Annotated in this window: 17 protein-coding genes; 9 read left to right on the top strand and 8 right to left on the bottom strand. The window is 71.2% G+C overall.

From position 1 onward, the window contains the following. Positions 1-76: 76 nt before the first annotated feature. The 4 genes from ACFV0T_RS09490 to ACFV0T_RS09475 form a co-directional block, all read right to left on the bottom strand. Entirely contained in the window at positions 77-3,901 is a 3,825-nt protein-coding gene (locus tag ACFV0T_RS09490; RefSeq protein ID WP_385776255.1) for a multifunctional oxoglutarate decarboxylase/oxoglutarate dehydrogenase thiamine pyrophosphate-binding subunit/dihydrolipoyllysine-residue succinyltransferase subunit, read from the bottom strand. Between the two features lie 281 nt (positions 3,902-4,182). Further along, complete coding sequence (locus ACFV0T_RS09485) at positions 4,183-5,292, bottom strand: ATP-binding protein (protein ID WP_385776253.1); 1,110 nt, start codon at positions 5,290-5,292, stop codon at positions 4,183-4,185. Beyond that, positions 5,289-6,029 carry a response regulator transcription factor gene (locus tag ACFV0T_RS09480; protein ID WP_351144648.1) on the bottom strand — a complete coding sequence of 247 codons (741 nt, stop codon included), beginning with the start codon at positions 6,027-6,029 and terminating at the stop codon, positions 5,289-5,291. Before ACFV0T_RS09480 ends, ACFV0T_RS09485 begins: the two co-directional genes overlap by 4 nt. A 123-nt stretch (positions 6,030-6,152) precedes the next feature. Further along, positions 6,153-6,830 carry a spermidine synthase gene (locus tag ACFV0T_RS09475; protein ID WP_385776251.1) on the bottom strand — a complete coding sequence of 226 codons (678 nt, stop codon included), beginning with the start codon at positions 6,828-6,830 and terminating at the stop codon, positions 6,153-6,155. A gap of 243 nt (positions 6,831-7,073) precedes the next feature. Here ACFV0T_RS09475 and ACFV0T_RS09470 point away from each other — a divergent pair, with 243 nt between their 5' ends. Next, positions 7,074-7,865, top strand: coding sequence for a rhomboid-like protein (locus ACFV0T_RS09470; RefSeq protein WP_385776249.1), 792 nt, complete (start codon positions 7,074-7,076; stop codon positions 7,863-7,865). 16 nt (positions 7,866-7,881) lie between these two features. On the opposite strand, the gene ACFV0T_RS09465 is transcribed toward ACFV0T_RS09470, so the two are convergent. Continuing rightward, positions 7,882-8,664 carry a GNAT family N-acetyltransferase gene (locus tag ACFV0T_RS09465; protein WP_385776247.1) on the bottom strand — a complete coding sequence of 261 codons (783 nt, stop codon included), beginning with the start codon at positions 8,662-8,664 and terminating at the stop codon, positions 7,882-7,884. Between the two features lie 27 nt (positions 8,665-8,691). Between ACFV0T_RS09465 and ACFV0T_RS09460 the strand changes: the two genes are divergently transcribed. Beyond that, positions 8,692-8,919, top strand: coding sequence for a hypothetical protein (locus tag ACFV0T_RS09460; RefSeq protein ID WP_385776246.1), 228 nt, complete (start codon positions 8,692-8,694; stop codon positions 8,917-8,919). Here ACFV0T_RS09460 and ACFV0T_RS09455 read toward each other — a convergent pair. Continuing rightward, on the bottom strand, positions 8,888-9,610 hold the full coding sequence (locus ACFV0T_RS09455; protein ID WP_385776245.1) for a GNAT family N-acetyltransferase: 723 nt from the start codon (positions 9,608-9,610) through the stop codon (positions 8,888-8,890). The genes ACFV0T_RS09460 and ACFV0T_RS09455 overlap by 32 nt on opposite strands. A gap of 189 nt (positions 9,611-9,799) precedes the next feature. On the opposite strand from ACFV0T_RS09455, the gene lon reads away from it, so the two are divergent. Then, on the top strand, positions 9,800-12,214 hold the full coding sequence (lon, locus tag ACFV0T_RS09450; protein WP_385776243.1) for an endopeptidase La: 2,415 nt from the start codon (positions 9,800-9,802) through the stop codon (positions 12,212-12,214). 131 nt (positions 12,215-12,345) lie between these two features. On the opposite strand, the gene ACFV0T_RS09445 is transcribed toward lon, so the two are convergent. Next, positions 12,346-13,167: a lysozyme gene (locus ACFV0T_RS09445; protein WP_385776241.1), complete on the bottom strand. Its 822-nt coding sequence runs from the start codon at positions 13,165-13,167 to the stop codon at positions 12,346-12,348. 230 nt (positions 13,168-13,397) lie between these two features. On the opposite strand from ACFV0T_RS09445, the gene ACFV0T_RS09440 reads away from it, so the two are divergent. Further along, positions 13,398-13,889: a MarR family winged helix-turn-helix transcriptional regulator gene (locus ACFV0T_RS09440; protein WP_385776239.1), complete on the top strand. Its 492-nt coding sequence runs from the start codon at positions 13,398-13,400 to the stop codon at positions 13,887-13,889. A gap of 224 nt (positions 13,890-14,113) precedes the next feature. Here the strand turns inward: ACFV0T_RS09440 and ACFV0T_RS09435 are convergent, their stop codons facing one another. Beyond that, complete coding sequence (locus ACFV0T_RS09435; protein ID WP_385776237.1) at positions 14,114-14,899, bottom strand: protein phosphatase 2C domain-containing protein; 786 nt, start codon at positions 14,897-14,899, stop codon at positions 14,114-14,116. Positions 14,900-15,306: 407 nt separating this feature from the next. On the opposite strand from ACFV0T_RS09435, the gene ACFV0T_RS09430 reads away from it, so the two are divergent. Genes ACFV0T_RS09430 through ACFV0T_RS09410 form a run of 5 tightly spaced genes read left to right on the top strand, consistent with a single transcriptional unit; the run spans position 15,307 to position 21,009 of the window. Further along, positions 15,307-18,168, top strand: a complete 2,862-nt coding sequence (locus ACFV0T_RS09430) for a nitrate- and nitrite sensing domain-containing protein (protein WP_385776235.1) — start codon at positions 15,307-15,309, stop codon at positions 18,166-18,168. Beyond that, positions 18,165-18,668: a roadblock/LC7 domain-containing protein gene (locus tag ACFV0T_RS09425; RefSeq protein WP_385776233.1), complete on the top strand. Its 504-nt coding sequence runs from the start codon at positions 18,165-18,167 to the stop codon at positions 18,666-18,668. Before ACFV0T_RS09430 ends, ACFV0T_RS09425 begins: the two co-directional genes overlap by 4 nt. Further along, positions 18,665-19,096 carry a DUF742 domain-containing protein gene (locus ACFV0T_RS09420; protein WP_385776231.1) on the top strand — a complete coding sequence of 144 codons (432 nt, stop codon included), beginning with the start codon at positions 18,665-18,667 and terminating at the stop codon, positions 19,094-19,096. Before ACFV0T_RS09425 ends, ACFV0T_RS09420 begins: the two co-directional genes overlap by 4 nt. Then, positions 19,077-19,718, top strand: a complete 642-nt coding sequence (locus tag ACFV0T_RS09415) for an ATP/GTP-binding protein (protein WP_385776229.1) — start codon at positions 19,077-19,079, stop codon at positions 19,716-19,718. The genes ACFV0T_RS09420 and ACFV0T_RS09415 overlap by 20 nt, the downstream gene beginning before the upstream one ends. A 25-nt stretch (positions 19,719-19,743) precedes the next feature. Continuing rightward, positions 19,744-21,009, top strand: coding sequence for a styrene monooxygenase/indole monooxygenase family protein (locus tag ACFV0T_RS09410; protein ID WP_385776227.1), 1,266 nt, complete (start codon positions 19,744-19,746; stop codon positions 21,007-21,009). Positions 21,010-21,154 lie beyond the last annotated feature (145 nt).

Raw genomic sequence — 21,154 nt, 5'->3', positions numbered from 1 at the left:
AACGAACGGGGCCCTGTCCCGAGCCACGAGGGCTCGGGACAGGGCCCCGGAGCGAACGAAGTCCGCAGGCCTGGGTTTACGCCTCGAACACCTCACGCACCAGCTGCTCCTGCTCCGCCTGGTGCCGCTTCGCCGAGCCCACCGCCGGGGACGACGAGTGCGGGCGCGAGATACGGCGCAGGCGCTCGCCGTGCGGGACGTCCGCGCCGACGGCCAGGTCCAGGTGGTCGATCAGGTTCAGGGCGATGAACGGCCAGGCACCCTGGTTGGCCGGCTCCTCCTGGGCCCAGAGGTACTTCTCCGCGTTCGGGTACTTGGCGATCTCGGCCTGGAGCTCGGCACCCGGCAGCGGGTACAGGCGCTCGACGCGGATCACCGCCGTCTCGGCGGCCGCGGGGTCCGACGCGCCGCGCTTCTGACGCTCGGCCTCGATGTCGTAGTAGACCTTGCCGGCGCAGAAGACGACCTTCTTCACGGCGGCCGGGTCGGCCGTCGCGTCGCCGATGACCGGGCGGAACTGGCCGCTCGTGAACTCCTCCGCCTTCGAGGCCGCGGCCTTCAGGCGCAGCATCGACTTCGGGGTGAAGACGACCAGCGGCTTGTGGTGCGGGTTGTGCACCTGCCACCGCAGGAGGTGGAAGTAGTTCGACGGGAGCGTCGGCATGGCGACCGTCATGTTGTTCTGGGCGCACAGCTGCAGGAAACGCTCGACACGGGCCGAGGAGTGGTCCGGGCCCTGGCCCTCGAAGCCGTGCGGCAGGAGCAGGGCGACCCCGCTGGTCTGGCCCCACTTCTGCTCCGACGACGAGATGTACTCGTCGACGATCGTCTGGGCGCCGTTGACGAAGTCGCCGAACTGGGCCTCCCACATCACGAGCGCGTCGGGACGGGCCAGCGAGTAGCCGTACTCGAAGCCCATCGCCGCGTACTCGGACAGGAGGGAGTTGTAGACGTTCAGCCGGGCCTGGTCCTCGGACAGGTACAGCAGCGGCGTGAAGTCCTCGCCCGTCGCGCGGTCGATGATCACCGCGTGGCGCTGGCCGAACGTACCGCGCTGCGAGTCCTGGCCGGCCAGACGGACGGGGACGCCCTCCAGGAGGAGGGAGCCGACGGCGAGGGTCTCGCCCATGCCCCAGTCGATCGTGCCGTCCTCGACCATGGCCGCCCGGCGCTGGAGCTGCGGCAGCAGACGCGGGTGGACCGTGACGTGGTCGGGGATGTTGACCTGGGACTCGGCGATCCGCTTGACGACCTCGGCGGACACCGCGGTGTTCACGGCGACCGGGAACTCGGCCTGCGGGTCGGGCACCGCGACGGCGGTCGGCTGGGCCGTGGCCTCGCGGACCTCCGTGAAGACCTTCTCCAGCTGGCCCTGGTAGTCCTGCAGCGCCTGCTCGGCCTCTTCCAGGGTGATGTCGCCGCGACCGATGAGGGACTCGGTGTACAGCTTGCGCACCGAGCGCTTCTTGTCGATCAGGTCGTACATCAGCGGCTGGGTGAAGGCCGGGTTGTCCGACTCGTTGTGACCGCGGCGGCGGTAGCACAGGAGGTCGATCACGACGTCCTTGTTGAACGCCTGGCGGAACTCGAAGGCGAGCCGCGCGACGCGGACCACGGCCTCCGGGTCGTCGCCGTTCACGTGGAAGATCGGGGCCTCGATCATGCGGGCCACGTCCGTCGCGTACATGGAGGAACGCGAGGACTCGGGGGCCGCGGTGAAGCCGACCTGGTTGTTGATGACGATGTGGACCGTGCCGCCGGTGCGGTAGCCGCGCAGCTGCGACATGTTCAGGGTCTCGGCCACCACGCCCTGGCCCGCGAAGGCCGCGTCGCCGTGGATCGCCACCGGCAGGACCGTGAAGTCCGTACCGCCCTTGTTGATGATGTCCTGCTTGGCGCGGGCGATGCCCTCGATGACCGGGTCGACCGTCTCCAGGTGGGACGGGTTCGCGGCCAGCGAGACACGGATCTGCTCGCCGTCCAGGCCGGTGAAGGTGCCTTGGGCGCCCAGGTGGTACTTGACGTCACCGGAGCCGTGCATCGACTTCGGGTCGAGGTTGCCCTCGAACTCGCGGAAGATCTGCGCGTACGACTTGCCGACGATGTTGGCGAGGACGTTCAGGCGGCCGCGGTGGGCCATGCCGACGACGACCTCGTCGAGGCGGGACTCCGCCGCGCTGTCGAGGACCGCGTCCAGCAGCGGGATGACGGACTCGCCGCCCTCCAGGGAGAAGCGCTTCTGGCCGACGTACTTCGTCTGGAGGAAGGTCTCGAAGGCCTCCGCCGCGTTCAGCCGGCGCAGGATGCGCAGCTGCTCCTCGCGCTCCGGCTTGGCGTGCGGGCGCTCCACGCGGTCCTGGATCCACTTGCGCTGCTTCGGGTCCTGGATGTGCATGAACTCGATGCCGGTGGTGCGGCAGTACGAGTCGCGCAGCACGCCGAGGATGTCGCGCAGCTTCATCAGGGACTTGCCCGCGAAGCCGCCGACCGCGAACTCGCGCTCCAGGTCCCACAGGGTGAGGCCGTGCTCGTTCACGTCGAGGTCGGGGTGCTTGCGCTGGCGGTACTCCAGCGGGTCGGTGTCGGCCATGACGTGGCCGCGGACCCGGTAGGAGTGGATCAGCTCGAAGACGCGGGCGGCCTTCGTGACGTCGTCGTCGTGCGAGGCGTCGATGTCCTTGAGCCAGCGGACCGGCTCGTAGGGGATGCGCAGCGCCTCGAAGATGTCGTCGTAGAAGCCGTTCTCGCCGAGCAGGGAGTTCGCGACGACGCGCAGGAACTCGCCGGAGGCGGCGCCCTGGATGACCCGGTGGTCGTAGGTCGACGTGAGCGTCATGACCTTCGAGATGCCGAGCTTGTTCAGGGTGTCCTGGGAGGTGCCCTGGAACTCCGCCGGGTAGTCCATGGAGCCGACGCCCATGATGACCGACTGGCCGGGCATCAGGCGCGGGACCGAGTGGACGGTGCCGAGGCCGCCGGGGTTGGTCAGGGAGACCGTCACGCCGGTGAAGTCGTCCATCGTCAGCTTGCCGTCGCGGGCGCGGCGGACGATGTCCTCGTAGGCCTGCCAGAACTCGAAGAAGTTCAGCGTCTCGGCCTTCTTGATGCCGGCGACGACGAGCTGGCGGTCACCGTTCGGCTTCACCAGGTCGATGGCGAGGCCGAAGTTGACGTGCGGCGGCTTGACGAGGGTGGGCTTCCCGTCCTTCTCCGCGTAGTGCCAGTTCATCGACGGCATGGCCTTGATGGCCTGCACCATCGCGAAGCCGATCAGGTGCGTGAAGGAGATCTTCCCGCCCCGGGCGCGCTTGAGGTGGTTGTTGATGACGATGCGGTTGTCGAACAGCAGCTTCACCGGGACCGCGCGCACGGACGTGGCCGTGGGCAGTTCCAGGGAGGCGTTCATGTTCTTGGCGACCGCGGCGGACGGACCGCGCAGGGTCACGAACTCGGGACCCTCCGCCGGCTGGGCGGCCGGCTCGGCCTTCGCCCGGGCGGCCGGAGCCGCGGCGGCGGGCTTCGCCTGGGCCGGGGCCGGCACCGCGGCGGGCGCCGGGGCGGCGGCCGCGGGCTGCGCGGGAGCAGCCGGGGCGGCAGCGGCCGGAGCCGGGGCCGCAGCGGCCGGTGCGGCCTGGGCCGGGGCGGCGGGCGTCGGGGTGGTGGCCCCTGCGGCCCCCGCGGCCGCAGGTCCCGCCGGAGCCGGTGAGCTGGCCGCTCCCGGCTTGTAGTCGGCGAAGAAGTCCCACCAGGCACGGTCTACCGAATTCGGGTCCTGGAGGTACTGCTGATAGATCTCGTCGACGAGCCACTCGTTGGGTCCGAACGCCGCAGCGGGGTTCTTGCCCGCTTGGTCGGCTTCGGTCGAGATGCTCGATGCGTTACTGGGGGACTGTGGCGACACGGCGGCAACCGCCCTCTTCCGCTTCACAAGGTGATGGACAGCGGAAATAAAGGCTACGCCCCCATGACCGGGAAGGTCAGGTCGGGCCGGTTCATCGTCGCGAAAGTCACACCGGAAAGTGCGTTTCGGGGCCGGAAATGGCGGGAAACAAGTGGGGTTCCGCTTCGAAGCGGGTGCGTCGATACAGGCCCTGCACGTCGCTGACGTGGGCCTATGCCTGATCACGCGGGTCCGACGGCGCGGCCGCTCGCGGATCTTATGGCTCCGGTTCGAACTTTACGTCAACTTGGCGCGGATGCCAGTCCCGGAAGAGTGACGATGATCCTGCACCCCCGGTCGGATTCGGCCACGCCGATCCGGCCGCCGTGCAGATCCACCGCCCACCGGGCGATCGCGAGTCCCAGTCCGGTGCCGCCGTCGCTGCCCGGCCCGTGCGGCCGGTTCACGGATCCCCGGTTGAACCGCTCGAAGACCCGGTGCCACTCCGAGCGGGGAATGCCGGGCCCCTCGTCCAGGACCTCCAGCGTCAGCGACTCCGGCAGCGCCCCGCGCCGCGCCTTGACGGTCACCCGGCCGCGCGGCGGACTGTGCTTGACCGCGTTGTCGATGAGGTTGGCGACGACCTGGTGGATCCGCTCCGGGTCCGCGTGCGCGGTCAGCTCCGGCGGGGACACGTCCAGGTGCAGATGGACGTCCGTGCGGGTGTGGCTGCCGGAGCCCGAGGCGATGCCCGCGCGCGCGGAGGCGACCATGTTGGCCTCCTTCAGCACACCGGACAGGTACGGCCACACCTCGAACCGCCGCAGGCGCAGCGGTACGACGCCGTTGTCGAGCCGGGACAGGTCGAGCAGCGTCTCCACCAGCCGCCCGAGCCGTTCCGTCTGTTTCAGGGCGGTGCGCATGGTCTCGGTGTCCGCCACCGCGATCCCGTCGACGACGTTCTCCAGCACGGCGCGCAGACCCGCGATGGGTGTGCGCAGCTCGTGCGAGACGTTGGCCACCAGCTCCTTGCGCTGACGGTCCTGCGCCTCCAGCTCGTCGGCCATGATGTTGATCGTCTGCGCCAGGTCGCCCAGCTCGTCCCGGCGGCTCTCCCGCACCCGGCGGGTGTAGTCGCCGTGCGAGATGGACCGGGCCACCTTGTTCATCTCGTCCAGCGGCGAGGTGAGCGAATGCGCCACGAACTGAGTGATCAGCAGTGTGGCGATCATCGAGAAGACCGTGATGAAGCGCAGCTCCGTCTTGGTGTGCACCGCGATCATCGACAGCCCGGTGGTGATGAGCACCGAGATGACGACCAGCGCACCCAGCTTGGTCTTGATCGAGAACGGGCGTACGCCGCCCCAGGGCTCCCCGGGGCTCCTCCGTGCGGCCGACCGCCCGTCGCTCATGGCGTCGGGGTCTCCAGCGCGTAGCCCACACCGTGCACGGTGCGGATCCGCTCCGCGCCGATCTTCCGGCGCAGCGCCTTGATGTGGCTGTCGACGGTACGGGTGCCGGAGGCGTCCGCCCAGTCCCAGACCTCCGCCAGCAGCTGCTCCCTGGAGAGCACCGCGCGCGGGGTGTTCGCCAGGCACACCAGCAGGTCGAACTCGGTGGGCGTCAGGTGGACGTCCTCGCTGCGCACCCGTACCCGGCGCTGCGCGTGGTCGATCTCCAGCTCGCCGAGGCGCAGGATGCCGCTGCGCGGCGTCGAGGCGGCGACGACGGCCCGCTCGACCCGGCGCAGCAGCACGTGCACGCGCGCGGCGAGCTCGCGCATCGAGAACGGCTTGGTCATGTAGTCGTCGGCGCCCACGCCGAGCCCGACCAGCATGTCGGTCTCGTCGTCACGCGCGGTCAGCATCAGCACCGGCACCGGCCGCTGGGCCTGCACGCGACGGCAGACCTCCAGGCCGTCGAAGCCGGGCAGCATGATGTCGAGGATCAGCAGATCGGGCTGCCAAGCCTCGGCGGTGTCGACGGCCGCCGGGCCGTCGCCCGCCGTTTGCACGAGGAATCCCTCGGCACGCAGTCGGGCCGCGATGGCGTCGACGATCGTCGGGTCGTCCTCGACCACCAGGACCCGACGCTGGGCGCCCGGAGTCGCCGTCGCCGTGCCGTTGTGGGAGGTGTGTGTCTGCTCCATCGCCCGCCCCTGAGTGTGCTTTCCGGAATCAGTGGGGTGATTCCTCGGCCTGCGCATGCTTGCGATTGACGCTTGAATGATCCGCGTCAGGGCAGCAGCGTACGGGGAGTCACCACGGCTTTGCTATCCAGGTCGGACGGCGAGGTGGACGACGTCGGGAACGCCCCGGGCAACGGGGATCTCTTCGGTACGCACCTGCGTGAAACCGGCATTCCACAAGGTTCCCTCGAATTCCGGCGACGGTTGCGCCGACCACACCGCGAGCACCCCGCCGGGCTTCAACGCCCTTGCGCAGCTTGCCAGTCCGGCCGGTGAATAGAGCCCCTCGTTGCCCTCGGTGACCGTCCAGCCCGGCCCGTTGTCGATGTCGAGGCACAGCGCGTCGAACGTGTCGGATGTCTCATTGACGTAGTCGATCAAGTCGGCTCGGACGATCTCCGTGCGCGGGTCCGAGAGAGCCTCGCGGGACAACCCGGACAGGGGACCCTCCCGGTGCCAGTCGATGACGGCGGGCTCGCGCTCCACCACCGTGATCCGGCCCCAGCGGACGTCCGCCGCGGCGTGTGCGAGCGAGAAGCCGACGCCCAGGCCGCCGATCAGCACGGCCGATCCGGAGCCGGTGCCGAGGGCGGCGAGCGCCGCGTCCACGAGCAGCCGCTCCGAGCGGCCGTCGGAGGTGTCCATCAGGAAGCAGCCGTTGGCGATGATCTGCAGCAGCTCGCCGTGGCGGCGCAGCACGACCTCGCCGTACGGGCCCTCACGACGGTCCAGGACTTCGGGGATGTCGTACGACATGGGCATCCGCCCATCCTGACACTTCACTGACGGCACGTTGACGTAATTACTCCCCTTCCGCGGTCACGCCGAGCGGCTGCCGTGCCCGGTCACCGCGCAGTGAACGGGGCCGCCCGCGGACGTGTGCGCGACCGCGGACGCGAGAAACGTCTGAGAGGTTGCTGTGAATCGGTGCCCACGTGGCGCCGGTCATAGACACCGGCCCCGTGGGGCGCGAAGGGTGGGGCGAAACGGAAGGAGCGCCTCACCGTGGAACGGACCGCGCCCGCCGACCCGGCGGCGGCCCCGGACGCCCCTTCGCGGGAGGTCTCCGGCCTGCTGGACGGGATGCCCCGACAGCGCACTCCGGCCCTCGCGCCCGCGCTCGACCCCGCGCCGCTCTTCGAGGCGGCACGTCCCCGCCCCCGGATCCGCCCCTGGCGTCTGTTCCCCACCCCCGCCGGCACGCCGTTCACCTTCGCCTTCGCGGTCGTCCTGACCGTCACCTCACTGATCACGGCCTACGCCGACCCCGACCTGGTGCACGCCCTGCACCAGGGCTCCAGCACCGATGTGGCGCACCTCCTGCGCACCCCCGTATTCGTCCTGTCGGCCAGCGCGCTGTGGATCGCGGGCGGCATGGCGTCGCCGTACGCGATCGGCTTCCTGCTCGTCCTCACCGCTCTGGAGCGCAGGGCGGGCGGCCTGCGCACGGCCGGTGTCTTCCTGCTCGGGCATGTGCTGGCCACCCTCGCCACCGAGGTCCCGGTCGGACTGGCCGTACTGGTCGGCCACCTTCCCGCAAGCTCGCTCCACCGCTCCGACTACGGCATCAGCTTCGGCGTCGCCACCAGCGTCGGCGCCCTGGCGGGCCTGCTCACCCCGTGGCTGCGCGGGCCGTTGCTCGCGGTGTTCGGCGGGGTGCTGGCGCAGGACCTCGTCGAGCTCTCCGACCCCGTGACGAACTGGGGGCATGCGATGTCGCTGGCGATCGGCGTAGCCACGTGGCCGGCGCTACGGCGGTGGCAGCGAAGCCGCACCGCCGCCCTCGAACCGGCCTGAGCGTGGCCAGGTCGTCCTAGGCCGGGGACCACACGTACGGAGTCGTCGTGGTCACCGCGCGGAAGCCCAGCCGCCGCAGGACGGGTGCGCTGTCGTCGGAGGCGTCCACGTGCAGGTAACGGACACCGCGGGCGGCGGCGAGCTCGGCGCGGGCGGCCACCAGGGCGCGGTAGATGCCCTTGCCGCGCCACTCGGCGAGGGTGGAGCCGCCGGTCAGCGCGCCGAACTCGATGCCGGGGCGGAAGGACAGCCAGGCCGCGGAGACCACCTCGCCGCCCGCCTCGGCGACCAGGACCGCGATCTCGTCCGGCGTGCGCGAGACGCGGCCGATGAGGTCGTCGGCGATCGCGCTCAGATCCGTCTCCCAGATGGCCGTCTCCAGGGCGGCCACCCGGTGCAGGTCGGCGTCGGCGGTGACCCGCCGCAGCGTGACTCCGTCGGGCAGTGCGGGCGTCCCCATCGCCAGTTCCGCCACGGGAGCGACGAGCACGGTCTCCTGCGCCTCGGGCACGAAGCCCGCCGCGCGCAGCCGGTCCGTGAGGTCGACCGGGGTGTCGTGCCCACGGACCTTCCACTCCACGGCCTGCCCGCGCGCCGCGAAGAAGTCCCGCTGCCGGACGATCAGCTCGTCGACCTCCGGGCCTTGCAGGCCGCCCAGGTCGCGCGGCCCGCTGACGAAGCCGCGGAAGCCGAGGTCGAGGCGGAGCAGCGGACCATCGAACTCGTGTGCGACTCCAGGGGGCGGGGTGCAGCGCATCTGGGCGTCGTAGGCGTCGAGCAAGATCTGTGTATTCATCATGGGGAGAAGGCTCGAGCCGGGACCGAGGTGAGCGCAACGCACTTTTCCGGCCGCGCGTTCGATGTCGCCGCCTGTCTCGACGCTGACGCCGACGCCGACGCCTATGCCCGCGCCCATGCCTTCGCCCATGCCTTCGCCCATGCCTGCGCCCACGCCGACGTTGCCGCCGATGCCGATCTCGGTGTCCATCTGACGCCGACGCCGACGCCGACGCCGACGCCGTTCACCCGGAGGCGGGCGGCGCGGGAGGCGTGAACCTCGCGCTGGTCAGCGGCGCCACCACCCGCCAGCCCAGCGTCTCGTACAGCGCCCGCCCCGCCGGAGTGCCGGCCAGTACGCCGGTCTCCGCACCCTGCTCGGCCGCCGCCCGCTGGAGCGTCCGCATCACCGTGCCGCCGAGCCCCAGGCGCCGGTGCGCGGGCGAGGTCTCGATCTGGTCGGCGACGGCGGTCCGGCCGACCGGGGCGGTCTGGCCGCGTGCGGCCAGGGAGCCGTCGGGAGCCGTGACCATCGCGCGGATCACGCCGCCGCGCGACCAGACGCGCAGCCGGTAGCCGTCGGGGAGGTCCGTCTCCCGGCGCACCCCCGAGGCCGCCCCGCCCGCCCCGGAGGCCGAAGCCGCCGGGGAGCCCGGGGGCGGAACCGTCAGCGGGACCGTCATCAGGTAGCCGGGCTCGGGGTTCACCCACCACCCCTCGCCCAGCAGGCCCGCGATCACGGACGGGTGCTGGAAGACCTTGAGCCACACCCCGTCCCCGGTCACCGCCTCGGCCACCTTGCGTACCGCCGCCTCGTCGACCTCGTCCCCGACCGCGCCGAAGACGTGCCGCGTGACATGGCGTTCCAGACCCACGTCGATCGTGCAGCCCCAGGGCTCGATCACCGGCGAGGCCGCCCCGCGCGAGACGACCCACCCGTCGACCCAGCTCCGGACGATTCCTTCCACGACATCCCCCTGTAACGGTCGTCATGTAACAGTCATCAGCGATTAAGAGGTATTACCGTGGTGACGATATGCCGGGCATCACCCATCTCGACAGTCGTGATCGCTCAGAGCGAACAGGGGGCGGGGAACATTCGAAGACCCCCGTGCATTGAGTCGGCATAGCTCAACTTGACTGCCGAAGGGGAGATCATGGCTTCGACGTCCACACCGCTCACTCTGCCTGTGCTGCCGCTCGACGACGAGGTCGTGCTGCCCGGAATGGTGGTACCACTGGATCTGAACGACGCCGACGTACGGGCCGCGGTGGAGGCCGCCCAGGCCGCCTCGCGGACCGAGCCCGGAAAGCCCAGGGTGCTGCTGGTGCCGCGGATCGACGGTGCCTACCCGGGCACAGGCGTGCTCGGCACGGTCGAGCAGGTCGGCCGGCTGGCCGACGGCGACCCGGGTGCGCTGATCCGCGGCCGGGGACGGGTGCGCATCGGCGCCGGCACGACCGGACCGGGCGCCGCCCTGTGGGTCGAGGGGACCCGGATCGACGAGAGCGTGCCCGAGCCGCTGCCCGGTCACGTCACCGAACTGGTCAAGGAGTACAAGGCCCTCGCCACCGCCTGGCTGCGCAAGCGCGGCGCCTGGCAGGTGGTGGACCGTGTGCAGGCCATCGACGACGTCTCCGCGCTCGCCGACAACTCCGGCTACTCGCCGTTCCTGACCACCGAACAGAAGGTGGAGCTGCTGGAGACCACCGACCCGGTGGCCCGCCTGAAGCTCGCCACCCAGCAACTGCGAGACCACCTCGCCGAACAGGATGTGGCCGAGACGATCGCGAAGGACGTCCAGGAGGGCGTCGACAAGCAGCAGCGGGAGTTCCTGCTCCGGCGCCAGATGGAGGCCGTGCGCAAGGAGCTGCGCGAGCTGAACGGCGAGAAGGACGGCGAGGAGTCCGACGACTACCGCACCCGTGTCGAGGCCGCCGACCTCCCCGAGAAGGTCCGCGAGGCCGCCCTCAAGGAGGTCGACAAGCTGGAGCGGTCCAGCGACCAGTCGCCCGAGGGGTCGTGGATCCGCACCTGGCTCGACACCGTCCTGGAACTGCCGTGGCACGAGCGGACCGAGGACGTCTACGACATCCAGGGGGCGAAGGCGATCCTGGACGCCGAGCACGCCGGTCTGGAGGACGTGAAGGAGCGGATCACCGAGTACCTGGCGGTGCGCAAGCGCCGTACCGACCGGGGGCTGGGTGTCATCGGCGGGCGGCGCGGCGGGGCCGTGCTCGCGCTCGTCGGGCCGCCCGGCGTCGGCAAGACCTCGCTCGGCGAGTCCGTCGCGCACGCGATGGGACGCAAGTTCGTGCGGGTCGCCCTCGGCGGCGTCCGCGACGAGGCCGAGATCCGCGGCCACCGGCGTACGTACGTCGGCGCGCTGCCCGGCCGGGTGGTCCGCGCGATCAAGGAGGCCGGGTCCATGAACCCGGTGGTCCTGCTCGACGAGATCGACAAGGTGGGCTCCGACTTCCGCGGCGACCCGGCAGCGGCGCTGCTCGAAGTCCTCGACCCGGCGCAGAACCACACCTTCCGCGACCACTACCTGGAGGTCGAGCTCGACCTGTCCGACGTGGTGTTCCTCGCCACCGCCAACGTGCTCGAAGCGATCCCGGAGGCCCTGCTCGACCGTATGGAGCTGGTCCGCCTGGACGGTTACACCGAGGACGAGAAGGTCGTCATCGCCCGTGACCACCTGCTTCCGCGCCAGCTGGAGCGGGCGGGGCTCGGCGAGGACGAGGTGGTCCTGGACGAGAGCGCGCTGCGCAAGCTCGCCGGCGAGTACACGCGCGAGGCGGGTGTCCGCACCCTGGAGCGGTCCATCGCTCGGCTGCTGCGCAAGGTCGCGGCCCAGCACGAACTGGGCGAGCGGGAGCTGCCGTTCACGATCACGGACGGTGACCTGCGCGCGCTGATCGGCCGGCCGCACCACGTGCCCGAGTCCGCCCAGGACCCGGCCGAACGGCGTACGGCCGTCCCCGGTGTCGCCACCGGGCTCGCGGTCACCGGCGCGGGCGGCGACGTCCTGTTCGTCGAGGCGTCCCTCGCCGACCCGGAGACGGGCGCGGCGGGCCTCACCCTCACCGGTCAGCTGGGCGACGTGATGAAGGAGTCGGCGCAGATCGCGCTGAGCTTCCTGCGCTCGCACGGCGCCGAGATCGAACTGCCGGTCGCCGATCTGAAGGACCGGGGTGTGCACATCCACTTCCCGGCGGGCGCGGTCCCCAAGGACGGCCCGAGCGCCGGCATCACGATGACGACGGCTCTCGCGTCACTGCTGTCGGGCCGGCTGGTCCGTACGGACGTGGCGATGACCGGGGAGGTCTCGCTGACCGGACGGGTGCTGCCGATCGGCGGGGTGAAGCAGAAGCTGCTCGCCGCGCACCGGGCGGGGGTCACCACCGTGATCATCCCCAAGCGCAACGAGCCCGACCTGGACGACGTCCCGGCGGAGGTGCTGGACAAGCTCGACGTCCACGCCGTCACCGATGTCCGCCAGGTCCTGGAACTGGCGCTGACGCCGGCCACGAACAGCGCGGCGCCGGAGGTTCCGGTGGCGGCGTGACGGACGCCATCGGATGAGGAAGGCCCGGACCCTCGTGAGGGAGGCCCGGGCCTTCGTCGTGCCGTGCGGGCATGCGGGCATGCGGGCGTGCGGGCGTCGCGGTGCGTGGCGCTGGTCGGTGCGCGCGTGGGTCAGCCGTTGGCGAGTGCCACCACCCGGTCCAGGGCCCCGTTGAACTTGTCGTGGTCGCCGACCGTGGGGCCGGACGACGTGTACTGCCACATCGTGTAGTACGACCAGCCGGCCGGCAGGGTCCCCGGGGCGGACGCGTACCGGGCGATCCACAGCGGGTTGGCGGCCGCGAAGCCGCCGTAGTTGCCGGTGCACTGGGTCCACCAGGAGGTGGCCGTGTAGATCACCGCGTCGCGGCCGGTGCGGGCCTTGTAGGTGTTCAGGAAGTCCGCGATCCAGCCGACCATCGCGCTGGTCGTCTTTCCGTAGCAGGCGGCGCCGTACGGGTTCCACTCGATGTCGAGGGCGCCCGGCAGCGTCCTGCCGTCCCTGGACCAGCCGCCGCCGTGGTCGACGAAGTAGTTGGCCTGGGCGGCGCCGCTGGTGGTGTCGGGGGTGGCGAAGTGGTACGCGCCGCGGATCATGCCGACGTTGTAGGAGCCGTTGTACTGCTGGGCGAAGTACGGATTCGTGTAGTACGTGCCTTCCGTGCCCTTGGTGTACGCCCACTTGACCCCGCTGCTCCACAGGGTCGACCAGGCGACGTTGCCCTGATGGCCGGAGACGTCGACACCCTCCGTCTGAGTGGCGTCACCCGTGGTGGGGGTGCCGCCCTGACCGTCGTGGGCGAGGACGCCCATGCCCATCTGGGCGGAGCCGCGGGCCGGGACGTCGGCCGCCCGGGCGGCGGCGGGGAAGGCGAGGGAGAAGGCGGCGAGCAGGAGCGCGACGGCGGCGGTGGCGGCGCGCGAGAGGATGGAGCCGGATCTGTGCACGGGCATGACGTGCCTCCGAGGCTTGGTGGTGCGGGGGAGGGACCGGATCACCCACTGTTGTGGCGTGGGCATGCCATGCGTTACCTGGTAAAGAAGCTACGCACGTAGACGAGACCGTGGGAAGAGGGTCCGGGGGCTGCCGTTGGTCTAAGCCTGCGAAATACTGGCGGAGCTGCGGCGATGACGGATTGTGGCGAGAACTTTCAGGAACGGGAAACCGGATCAGGAGTGCTGACGTGCACGAGGGCGGAAACGGCGACGCGCATCGAGACGACGCGCCGGCGCTGCGGCGTGGTGTGGACCAGGAGTTCCTGTCCCTGGAGCGCGAGTTGACGGTGCTGCTGCGACGCGCGCGGGCCAGCCAGGGCGAGATGGCCCGTGAGGTCCACCCGGACCTGGAGTCCGCCGCCTACGGACTCCTCGTGCGGCTGGAGGAGTGCGGCCGCCAGCGCGCCACGGAGCTCGCCGGCTACATCGGCGTCGGCAAGGCCACCATGTCCCGGCAGCTGCGTGCCCTGGAGGAACTCGGCCTGGTCACCCGCGAACCGGATCCGGCGGACGGCCGGGCCTGGCTGGTGGACCTCACCCCGGAGGGCCGCGGCCGGGTCGGCAAGGTGCGCGAGGCCCGCCGGGCGCGGTACGTGAACCAGCTCGCGCACTGGGACCGTGGCGAGGTCGCGGAACTGGCCCGGCTGCTCCAGCAGTTGAACCGGGGGACCGAGAGGTAGGAGCGGCGGCGCCGTCCTGGGGGCGCTCGCCGGATCCCGCCCCACGGTTTCCCTGAGGGCTGTCCCGTAACCACCGGCGGGCGCACGACGACAGCTACGGCACCTCGCCGCGTTGTCGGATCGCCCGAATACGCCCAGTTCGCGGATGGCTCTCCGCCTTGCGACGCACCGCATCTGACGCCGCGCGCTGATCCACCGGGGATTACGGGACAGCCCTCGGCGGCTCACAACTCCACGTACACGGCCGTCGCGTCGTCGTGCGTCTTGCTCCGCCCCAGGAACCGGCGCTCGGTGTCGGCGAGCTCCAGCTCCCTGACCCGGTCCACCAGGCCCCGCGGCCCCTCCTTCCGTATGAGCGTGAAGCAGGCCGCCCAGTCGCCCTCCCGGAACTTCTCCACCCAGCGCGTCGCCCCGTCCGTCAGCGCGGCCAGGGCGTGGACCTCGGCGCGCGGCACGGTGTCGGTCACGGCGCGGGCGGCCACCGCCGGATCGGCCGCCGCGGTGAAGAAGCCGCCCTCCTTGTTGCGGACGGTGGCGTCGACCACGGCGTCGGTGGCCAGGGAGGAGCGGGGCAGCCGGGCGATGCGGTCGTCCAGGACCGGGGTGACCGCGCCGTCCGGGGACCGGAGCAGCAGAGCCGAGTCGGAGAGCACCAGGTGCTCGACGGTCTCCCGGGACCAGCGGGCGAGGACGACGGTTGCCTGCGGCGTACGCGGGTGAGAAAGGTCACAAGTGTCCGCGTGGGCCTCGGCGGTACGGGCGATGGCACGAGCGAGGGCCTCGGACAGGGTGACATCCCGGCGGGAAACGGTCAGTTCGGTCAGGGCGCCGCCGAGACGCGCGGTGTACCAGGGGACCGAATGCAGACAGCCGGTGGCGCCCTGCGGCGGCGTGACGCCGTCCAGGACGACGAGTGAACCACCCTGTCCGGAAGCGGGTAGTCCGATACTGGCGAAGTCCTCGTTGGGGTGGTCCCGGCGGCCGGGCTCCGACACAAGTTCGGTACGCATTCGGCCAGTCTGCACGACCCCTTCACAAGGTGCGCAAAAGGCTGGCATCCGTTGCCGCATCCCTGCACCGGCGCAGGTCAGGCGCCTGGTTTGCGGGGAATGGGACACTCCGGGAAGGTGTGGCGGCGAATACTGCCAAAGCCCGCCGCCCACGTCCAACCGGCCCGCCGGACAGGGCCGTGACACCCGCCACGGGAACTTGCCCACCAACTCCCCTCCGATGTTCACTCCTTCGGGTGGCCGGTCAGATGATGCGGGACCGCTGCCCACCGGCACTGGGAGGGTCGAGAGCCGGTGGGGGTGCCCCCTGGCTCGGGCGAAGCCGAGAGCTCGGGGGAGGCTGTACGAGCCGATTGACGGAACGTCATCCGGGCCCATGAGTACACGAGTCAGGAATGCGAGCACCGGTGCAGAAGACGCGGCCTCGGCGCGCAGGAAAGAAGTCGGCCTCCGAAGGGGGCGCGCAGAGCACCTCCGTCGGCAGGGGCCGTCCCACCCACGTACGCAACCGGCTCATCGTCGCCGTAGCCGTGGTGGCCGCCGCCATCGCCGGCGCGGGAGCCCCGTCGTTGCTGACCGCCTCCGGGCAGGTCGGTGACTCCCAGGATCTGGTGACACTCACCGGGCAGACCCAGGACGCGCTGGTGCTGGCCCACTCGCTCGCCGACGAGCGGGACGAGGTCACCTCCTACGTCGCGGCGGGCCGGCCCAAGTCCAAGGCGCCCGCGGAGCAGCGCAGCGCCCGGGTCGACCGGCTGGCGGAGGATCTGCGCGCCGACCCCGACGCACCCGACGCGCTGCGGGCGGACCTCGACGAGGTCGCGGCCGTGCGCAGAGCGGCGCTCACCGGCAAGAGCAGTGCTCTCGAGACACACCGGGCCTACTCCGCCGCCATCACCGAACTCCACCGGCTCGCCGAGCGGCTGGCCGAGCAGATGCCGGTCCGCGCGGGCTCCGGCGCGTACGCCCTCGCCGAACTCGACTCCGCCGTCCAGCAGGCCGCGGCCGCCCGCGGGCTGCTGCTCGCCGCGCTCAGCGTGCCGACGGAGACCGAGACGGTCCTCAGCCCCACCACCGGCCTGCCGATCACGGTCCCCGTCTCGTCCGACGCCGACACCGAGCAGCGCGACGCCCTCACGGCCGCCGCCCAGCAGGCCCGGCTGCGCTCCGACGCGGCCCTCCTCGACTTCCGCGACTCCGCGCCCGAGTCGGCCGTCACGTCCTACGACTCCACGGTCACCGGCCCCGAGGTCGACACCGCGGTCAAGTACCTCGCCCGGCTCACCGACCAGCCGAAGCTGTCCGACGGTGAACTCGCCACCAGCGCCAAGAAGCTCGACGCGGCCCTCACCGCCCGCGTCGAGCTGATGCGCGGCGCGGAGTCCTCGCTCTACGAGCACCGTGCCAAGGACCTCGCCCAGCTGCGCGACGACGACGTCACCGCGCTGGAGATCCGCGTCGCCGCCCTGGGCGCCCTGCTGCTGCTCGCCATCGGCATCGCGACCGCCATGGCCCGCTCCCTCACCCGGCCGCTCTCCGTGCTGCGGCGCGGTTCGGCCCGGCTGGCGGACGCCGAGAACCCCGCCGCCGAGGAACCCGTCAAGTTCACCGGCCGCAACGACGAGTTCGCCCAGGTCGTCCGCTCGGTCAACGCCCTGCACGCGCACGCCGCCGCCCTCCACGAGCGCGTCGCCACCCTGGAAGCCGACCGCAAGCACCTCGTCGGCCAGCGCCAGAAGATGGCCGACGCCCGCGAGGAACTGCGCGCCGATCTCACCGAGTCCGCCGCCCAGCTGGAGCGGCTGCGCACCAGCATCGGCGGCACCTTCGTCAACCTCGCGCTGCGCACCCTCGGCCTGGTCGAGCGGCAACTCGCCGTGATCGAGGGCCTGGAGGAGCGCGAGCAGGACCCCGACCGCCTGGCGACCCTCTTCAAGCTCGACCACTTCGCCACGGTCATGCGCCGGCACAGCGAGAACCTCCTCGTGCTGGCCGGCACCGAGCACGTCCAGCAGCACGCCGGCCCCGTACCGCTCGTCGACGTCGTACGCGCGGCGGTCAGCGAGATCGAACGCTACGAACGCGTCCGCATCGCCGCACTGCCGCCGCACGCGCACATCGCCGGCTTCGCCGCCGACGACCTCTCGCACCTGCTGGCCGAGCTCATGGAGAACGCCAGCTCGTTCTCCCCGCCCGACGTGCCCGTCGAGGTCTCCGCCTGGCTCCTGGAGAACGGCGAGGTCATGCTCTCCGTCCAGGACGAGGGCATCGGCACGACCGACGAGCGGCTGACCCGGCTCAACGCTCGCCTCGCCGACTTCGACCCCGCGTCCCCCTACGACCAGGAGGGCGCGGAGGGTCTCGGGCTCGGCCTGTACGTCGTGGCCCGCCTGGCCCACCGGCACGGCGTGCGGGTACAGCTGCGGGAGCAGAAGCAGGGCGGCATCGCGGCCGTCGTCGTCCTCCCGCAGAACCTGCTCGCGGCGGCCCCGCCGTCCGCCGTCCCGTCGGCCGAACCGTCGGCCGGCGGCCCACAGGCCTACAGCCTGCCGGGCGCCGACGCGGAGGCCAACTCCAACGTCCTGCGCGGCCGTTCGGCCGGCGACGACCCGCTGGTGGCCCTGGCGGAGAAGGCGGTACGGGACTCCTCGGACGCCGAAACGGACGTACCGCGGCCGGACATGACGGAGCGGGACGTACCCGGCGCGGGCACACCGGAGGCGGACGCACCGTCGCCGGACGTGCCGCGGGCGCCGCTGTCCGTTCCGCCGCAGCGAGGTTCCGTCGCGCCTCCCGAGACGCCCGCCGAGACCACCATGGTGCTGACTCCGGTACCCGCGGCCGAAACGGCCCCGGCACCCGAGCGGTCCACGCCGGAGGCGCCCGAAGTGCCCGAGGCACCGGCGCAGCCGGTGGCGCCCGTCGCGCAGGCCCGCCCCGTCGCCGATCCCTACGCGATCGGGCCGGACGCCCACGAGCGCACCCCCGACGAGGGCGACGACCCCGTCACCAGCAAGGGGCTGCCCAAGCGCACCCCGAAGATCTCCGCACCCGCCCAGACACCACGCCAGCGCACCGGATCCGTCGATGCCGAGGCACTGCGTCGCCGCCTCGGTGGCTTCCGCCGAGGGGCAGAGGCTGGACACCGTGACGTGGCAGAGGAGATCGCCGAACAGACGGCCCAGAACCACGTTCCGGCCACCGGAACGGCACGACCCGCACAAGGCGAAGAAGCCACGGGGGGCACAGTCGAGGAGGCAAGCAGTTGACCGCGCCCAGTACCTTCGGCCTCAGCAGTGAAGCTCGTAACCTGCACTGGCTGCTGACGAACCTCGTGGAGGAGGTGCCAGGCATCCAGTCGGTCGCGGTGGTCTCGTCGGACGGTCTGCTCCTGCTGTCCTCCGACCCCGGCCACACCGCCGAGGCCCGCGCCGCCCGCGACGACAAACCCACCGGCCCACGCGGCTCCTCCGCGGACCTCGCCACCATCGTCTCCGGCATCGGCAGCCTCACCGTCGGCGCCGCCAAGCTGATGACGTTCGGCGGGGTCAGGCACACCATGGTCGCCATGGAGGAGGGCAGCCTGTTCGTGATGTCGATCAGCGACGGCTCGCTGCTCGGTGTCCACGGCGCCGCGGACTGCGACATGAGCGTCGTGGCGTACCACATGGCGCTGTTCGTCGGCCGCGCCGGCCATGTGCTGACCCCCGAACTCCGCAACGAACTGCGGAAGTCCCTGGAGACCGAGTCGGCGGGGAGCGCCCGATGAGCACCGCGCCCGGGAACTCCAGGCCGCACCTTCCGGTGCGCGGCGGCGACCGCAAGGCCGCCCGCGTCCGCCCCTACTCCCTCACGGGCGGCCGTACGCGCTTCGGGCACGTCCTCCTCGTCGAGACGTTCGTGGCGGCCACCGCCGCGATCGAGGCGGCGGAGGAGCGCAAGGAACTGACGAATGGTTCCCTCAGCACCCGGGTCATGCCGGAGATGCGGGCCATCGTCGAACTGTGCCGCCGTATGCGCACGGTGGCCGAGATCGCCGCGCTGCTGAAGATGCCGCTCGGTGTGGTCCGCGTGCTGCTGAGCGACCTGGCGGACCAGGGAAAGATCCGCGTGTACGGAACCGGTACCGGCCACGGCGTGGGCCGGCCGGACCGCGCTCTGCTGGAAAGGGTGCTGAGTGGACTCCGTCGTCTCTGACGCCGCCGCTGCGGGCGTCTCCCCGTCGGTCGAGCCCGACGGGCCGTTGCAGCCGTGGCAGACGGACCGCACCCGCGCTCCGATCGCCACGAAGATCGTGGTCGCGGGCGGGTTCGGCGTGGGCAAGACCACGCTGGTCACGGCGGTCTCGGAGATCACGCCCCTCCAGACGGAGGCGCTGATGACCGAGGCGAGCGAGGAGACCGACGACCTCACCGACACGCCCGGCAAGCTGACCACCACCGTGGCCATGGACTTCGGCCGCATCACGCTCGACGACGATTTGGTGCTCTACCTGTTCGGCACGCCGGGCCAGCAGCGGTTCTGGTTCATGTGGGACGACCTGGTGCGCGGGGCGATCGGTGCGGTCGTGCTGGCCGACACCCGCCGCCTGAAGGACTGCTTCCCGGCGCTGGACTACTTCGAGAGCTGCGGGCTGCCGTACGTCGTCGCGGTCAACCACTTCGACGAGAGCGAGCGGTTCGAGCCGGAGGACGTGCGGGAGGCCCTGACGATCCCCGCGCACATACCTGTAATGATCATGGATGCGCGCCGCCGGATCTCGGTGATCGAGACCCTTCTGTCCCTCGTGGGCCACGCGCTCGACGAAACCCCTGAGTAGTCGCGATTTAGGAGCCATCACCCGCATGCGGAAGATACTCGTCGTCGGAGCCGGCCAGTCCGGTCTCCAGCTCGCCCTCGGCCTCCAGTCGCACGGGTACGAGGTCACCCTGATGTCGAACCGGACGGCGGACGAGATCCGCTCCGGCCGCGTCATGTCGACCCAGTGCATGTTCGACACGGCACTCCAGCACGAGCGCGATCTCCAGCTGAACTTCTGGGAGTCCCAGGCCCCGAAGATCGAGGGGCTCGGTATCTCGGTCGCGGCTCCCGGCTCCTTCGACCCGGGTCCCTCGCAGCGCGTGATCGACTGGGTGGGCAGGCTCGACGGCTACGCGCAGTCGGTCGACCAGCGGGTGAAGATGGCCGGCTGGATGGAGACGTTCGCGCAGCGCGGCGGCCAGCTGGTCATCCACGGCGCGGCGGTCGGCGACCTCGACTACTTCTCCCGTACGTACGACCTGGTCCTCGTCTCGGCGGGCAAGGGCGAGCTGGTGTCGATGTTCGGCCGGGACGCCTCCCGTTCCCCGTACGGCGAGCCGCAGCGCGCCCTGGCCGTGTCGTACGTCCACGGCCTGGCGCCGCGCCCGGAGCACCCGGAGTTCGACGCGGTCCGCTGCAACCTGGTCCCGGGCGTCGGCGAGCTGTTCGTGATGCCGACGCTGACCACCTCCGGCCGCGCGGACATCCTGTTCTGGGAGGGCATACCCGGCGGCCCGCTCGACGCCTTCGGCGGCGTCAAGGACCCGGCCGAGCACCTAGCCCTGACCTTGCGGCTCATGGAGAAGTTCACGCCCTGGGAGTACGCGCGGACCACCGACGTCGAGCTCACGGACGCGGGCGGCACACTCTCCGGCCGGTACGCCCCGACCGTCCGCAACCCGATCGGCCGCCTCCCCGGTGGCGGCCTGGTGCTGGGCGTCGCCGACGTGGTCGTCGCCAACGACCCGATCACCGGCCAGGGCTCCAACTCGGCGTCCAAGTGCGCGGCCGCGTACCTCGCGGCGATCCTCGAACACGAGGAGAAGCCGTTCGACGAGAGCTGGATGCAGTCGACCTTCGACCGCTACTGGAACACCGCCCAGCACGTCACCAAGTGGACCAACGCCATGCTGGCCCCGCCGCCGGAGCACGTCCTGAACCTCATCGGCGCCGCCGGCCAACTCCCCCCGGTGGCGGACCGCTTCGCCAACGCCTTCAACGACCCCTCCGACCTGGAGGACTTCTTCTACGAGCCCGAGAAGACGGGCGCGTACCTGGCGGAGGTCGCCGGGGTGCCCGCCGGCGCGTAACTGGTCGTCGGCTTCGTCCGGGGACTTCGGTGGTGCTCGGTGCTCGGTGCTCGGTGCTCGGTGCTCGGTGCTTGGCGCTTGATGCTTGGTGTCTGGTGTCGCGAGGCCCCCGGCTGGAGTCGGGTCTGTGGAGTGCGGGTCTGTG

The sequence above is a fragment of the Streptomyces sp. NPDC059582 genome (assembly GCF_042735715.1).
GTDB lineage: Bacteria > Actinomycetota > Actinomycetes > Streptomycetales > Streptomycetaceae > Streptomyces.
The sequence above is the reverse complement of the archived record's forward strand: the minus strand, read 5'-3'. Positions and strand labels throughout refer to the sequence as shown.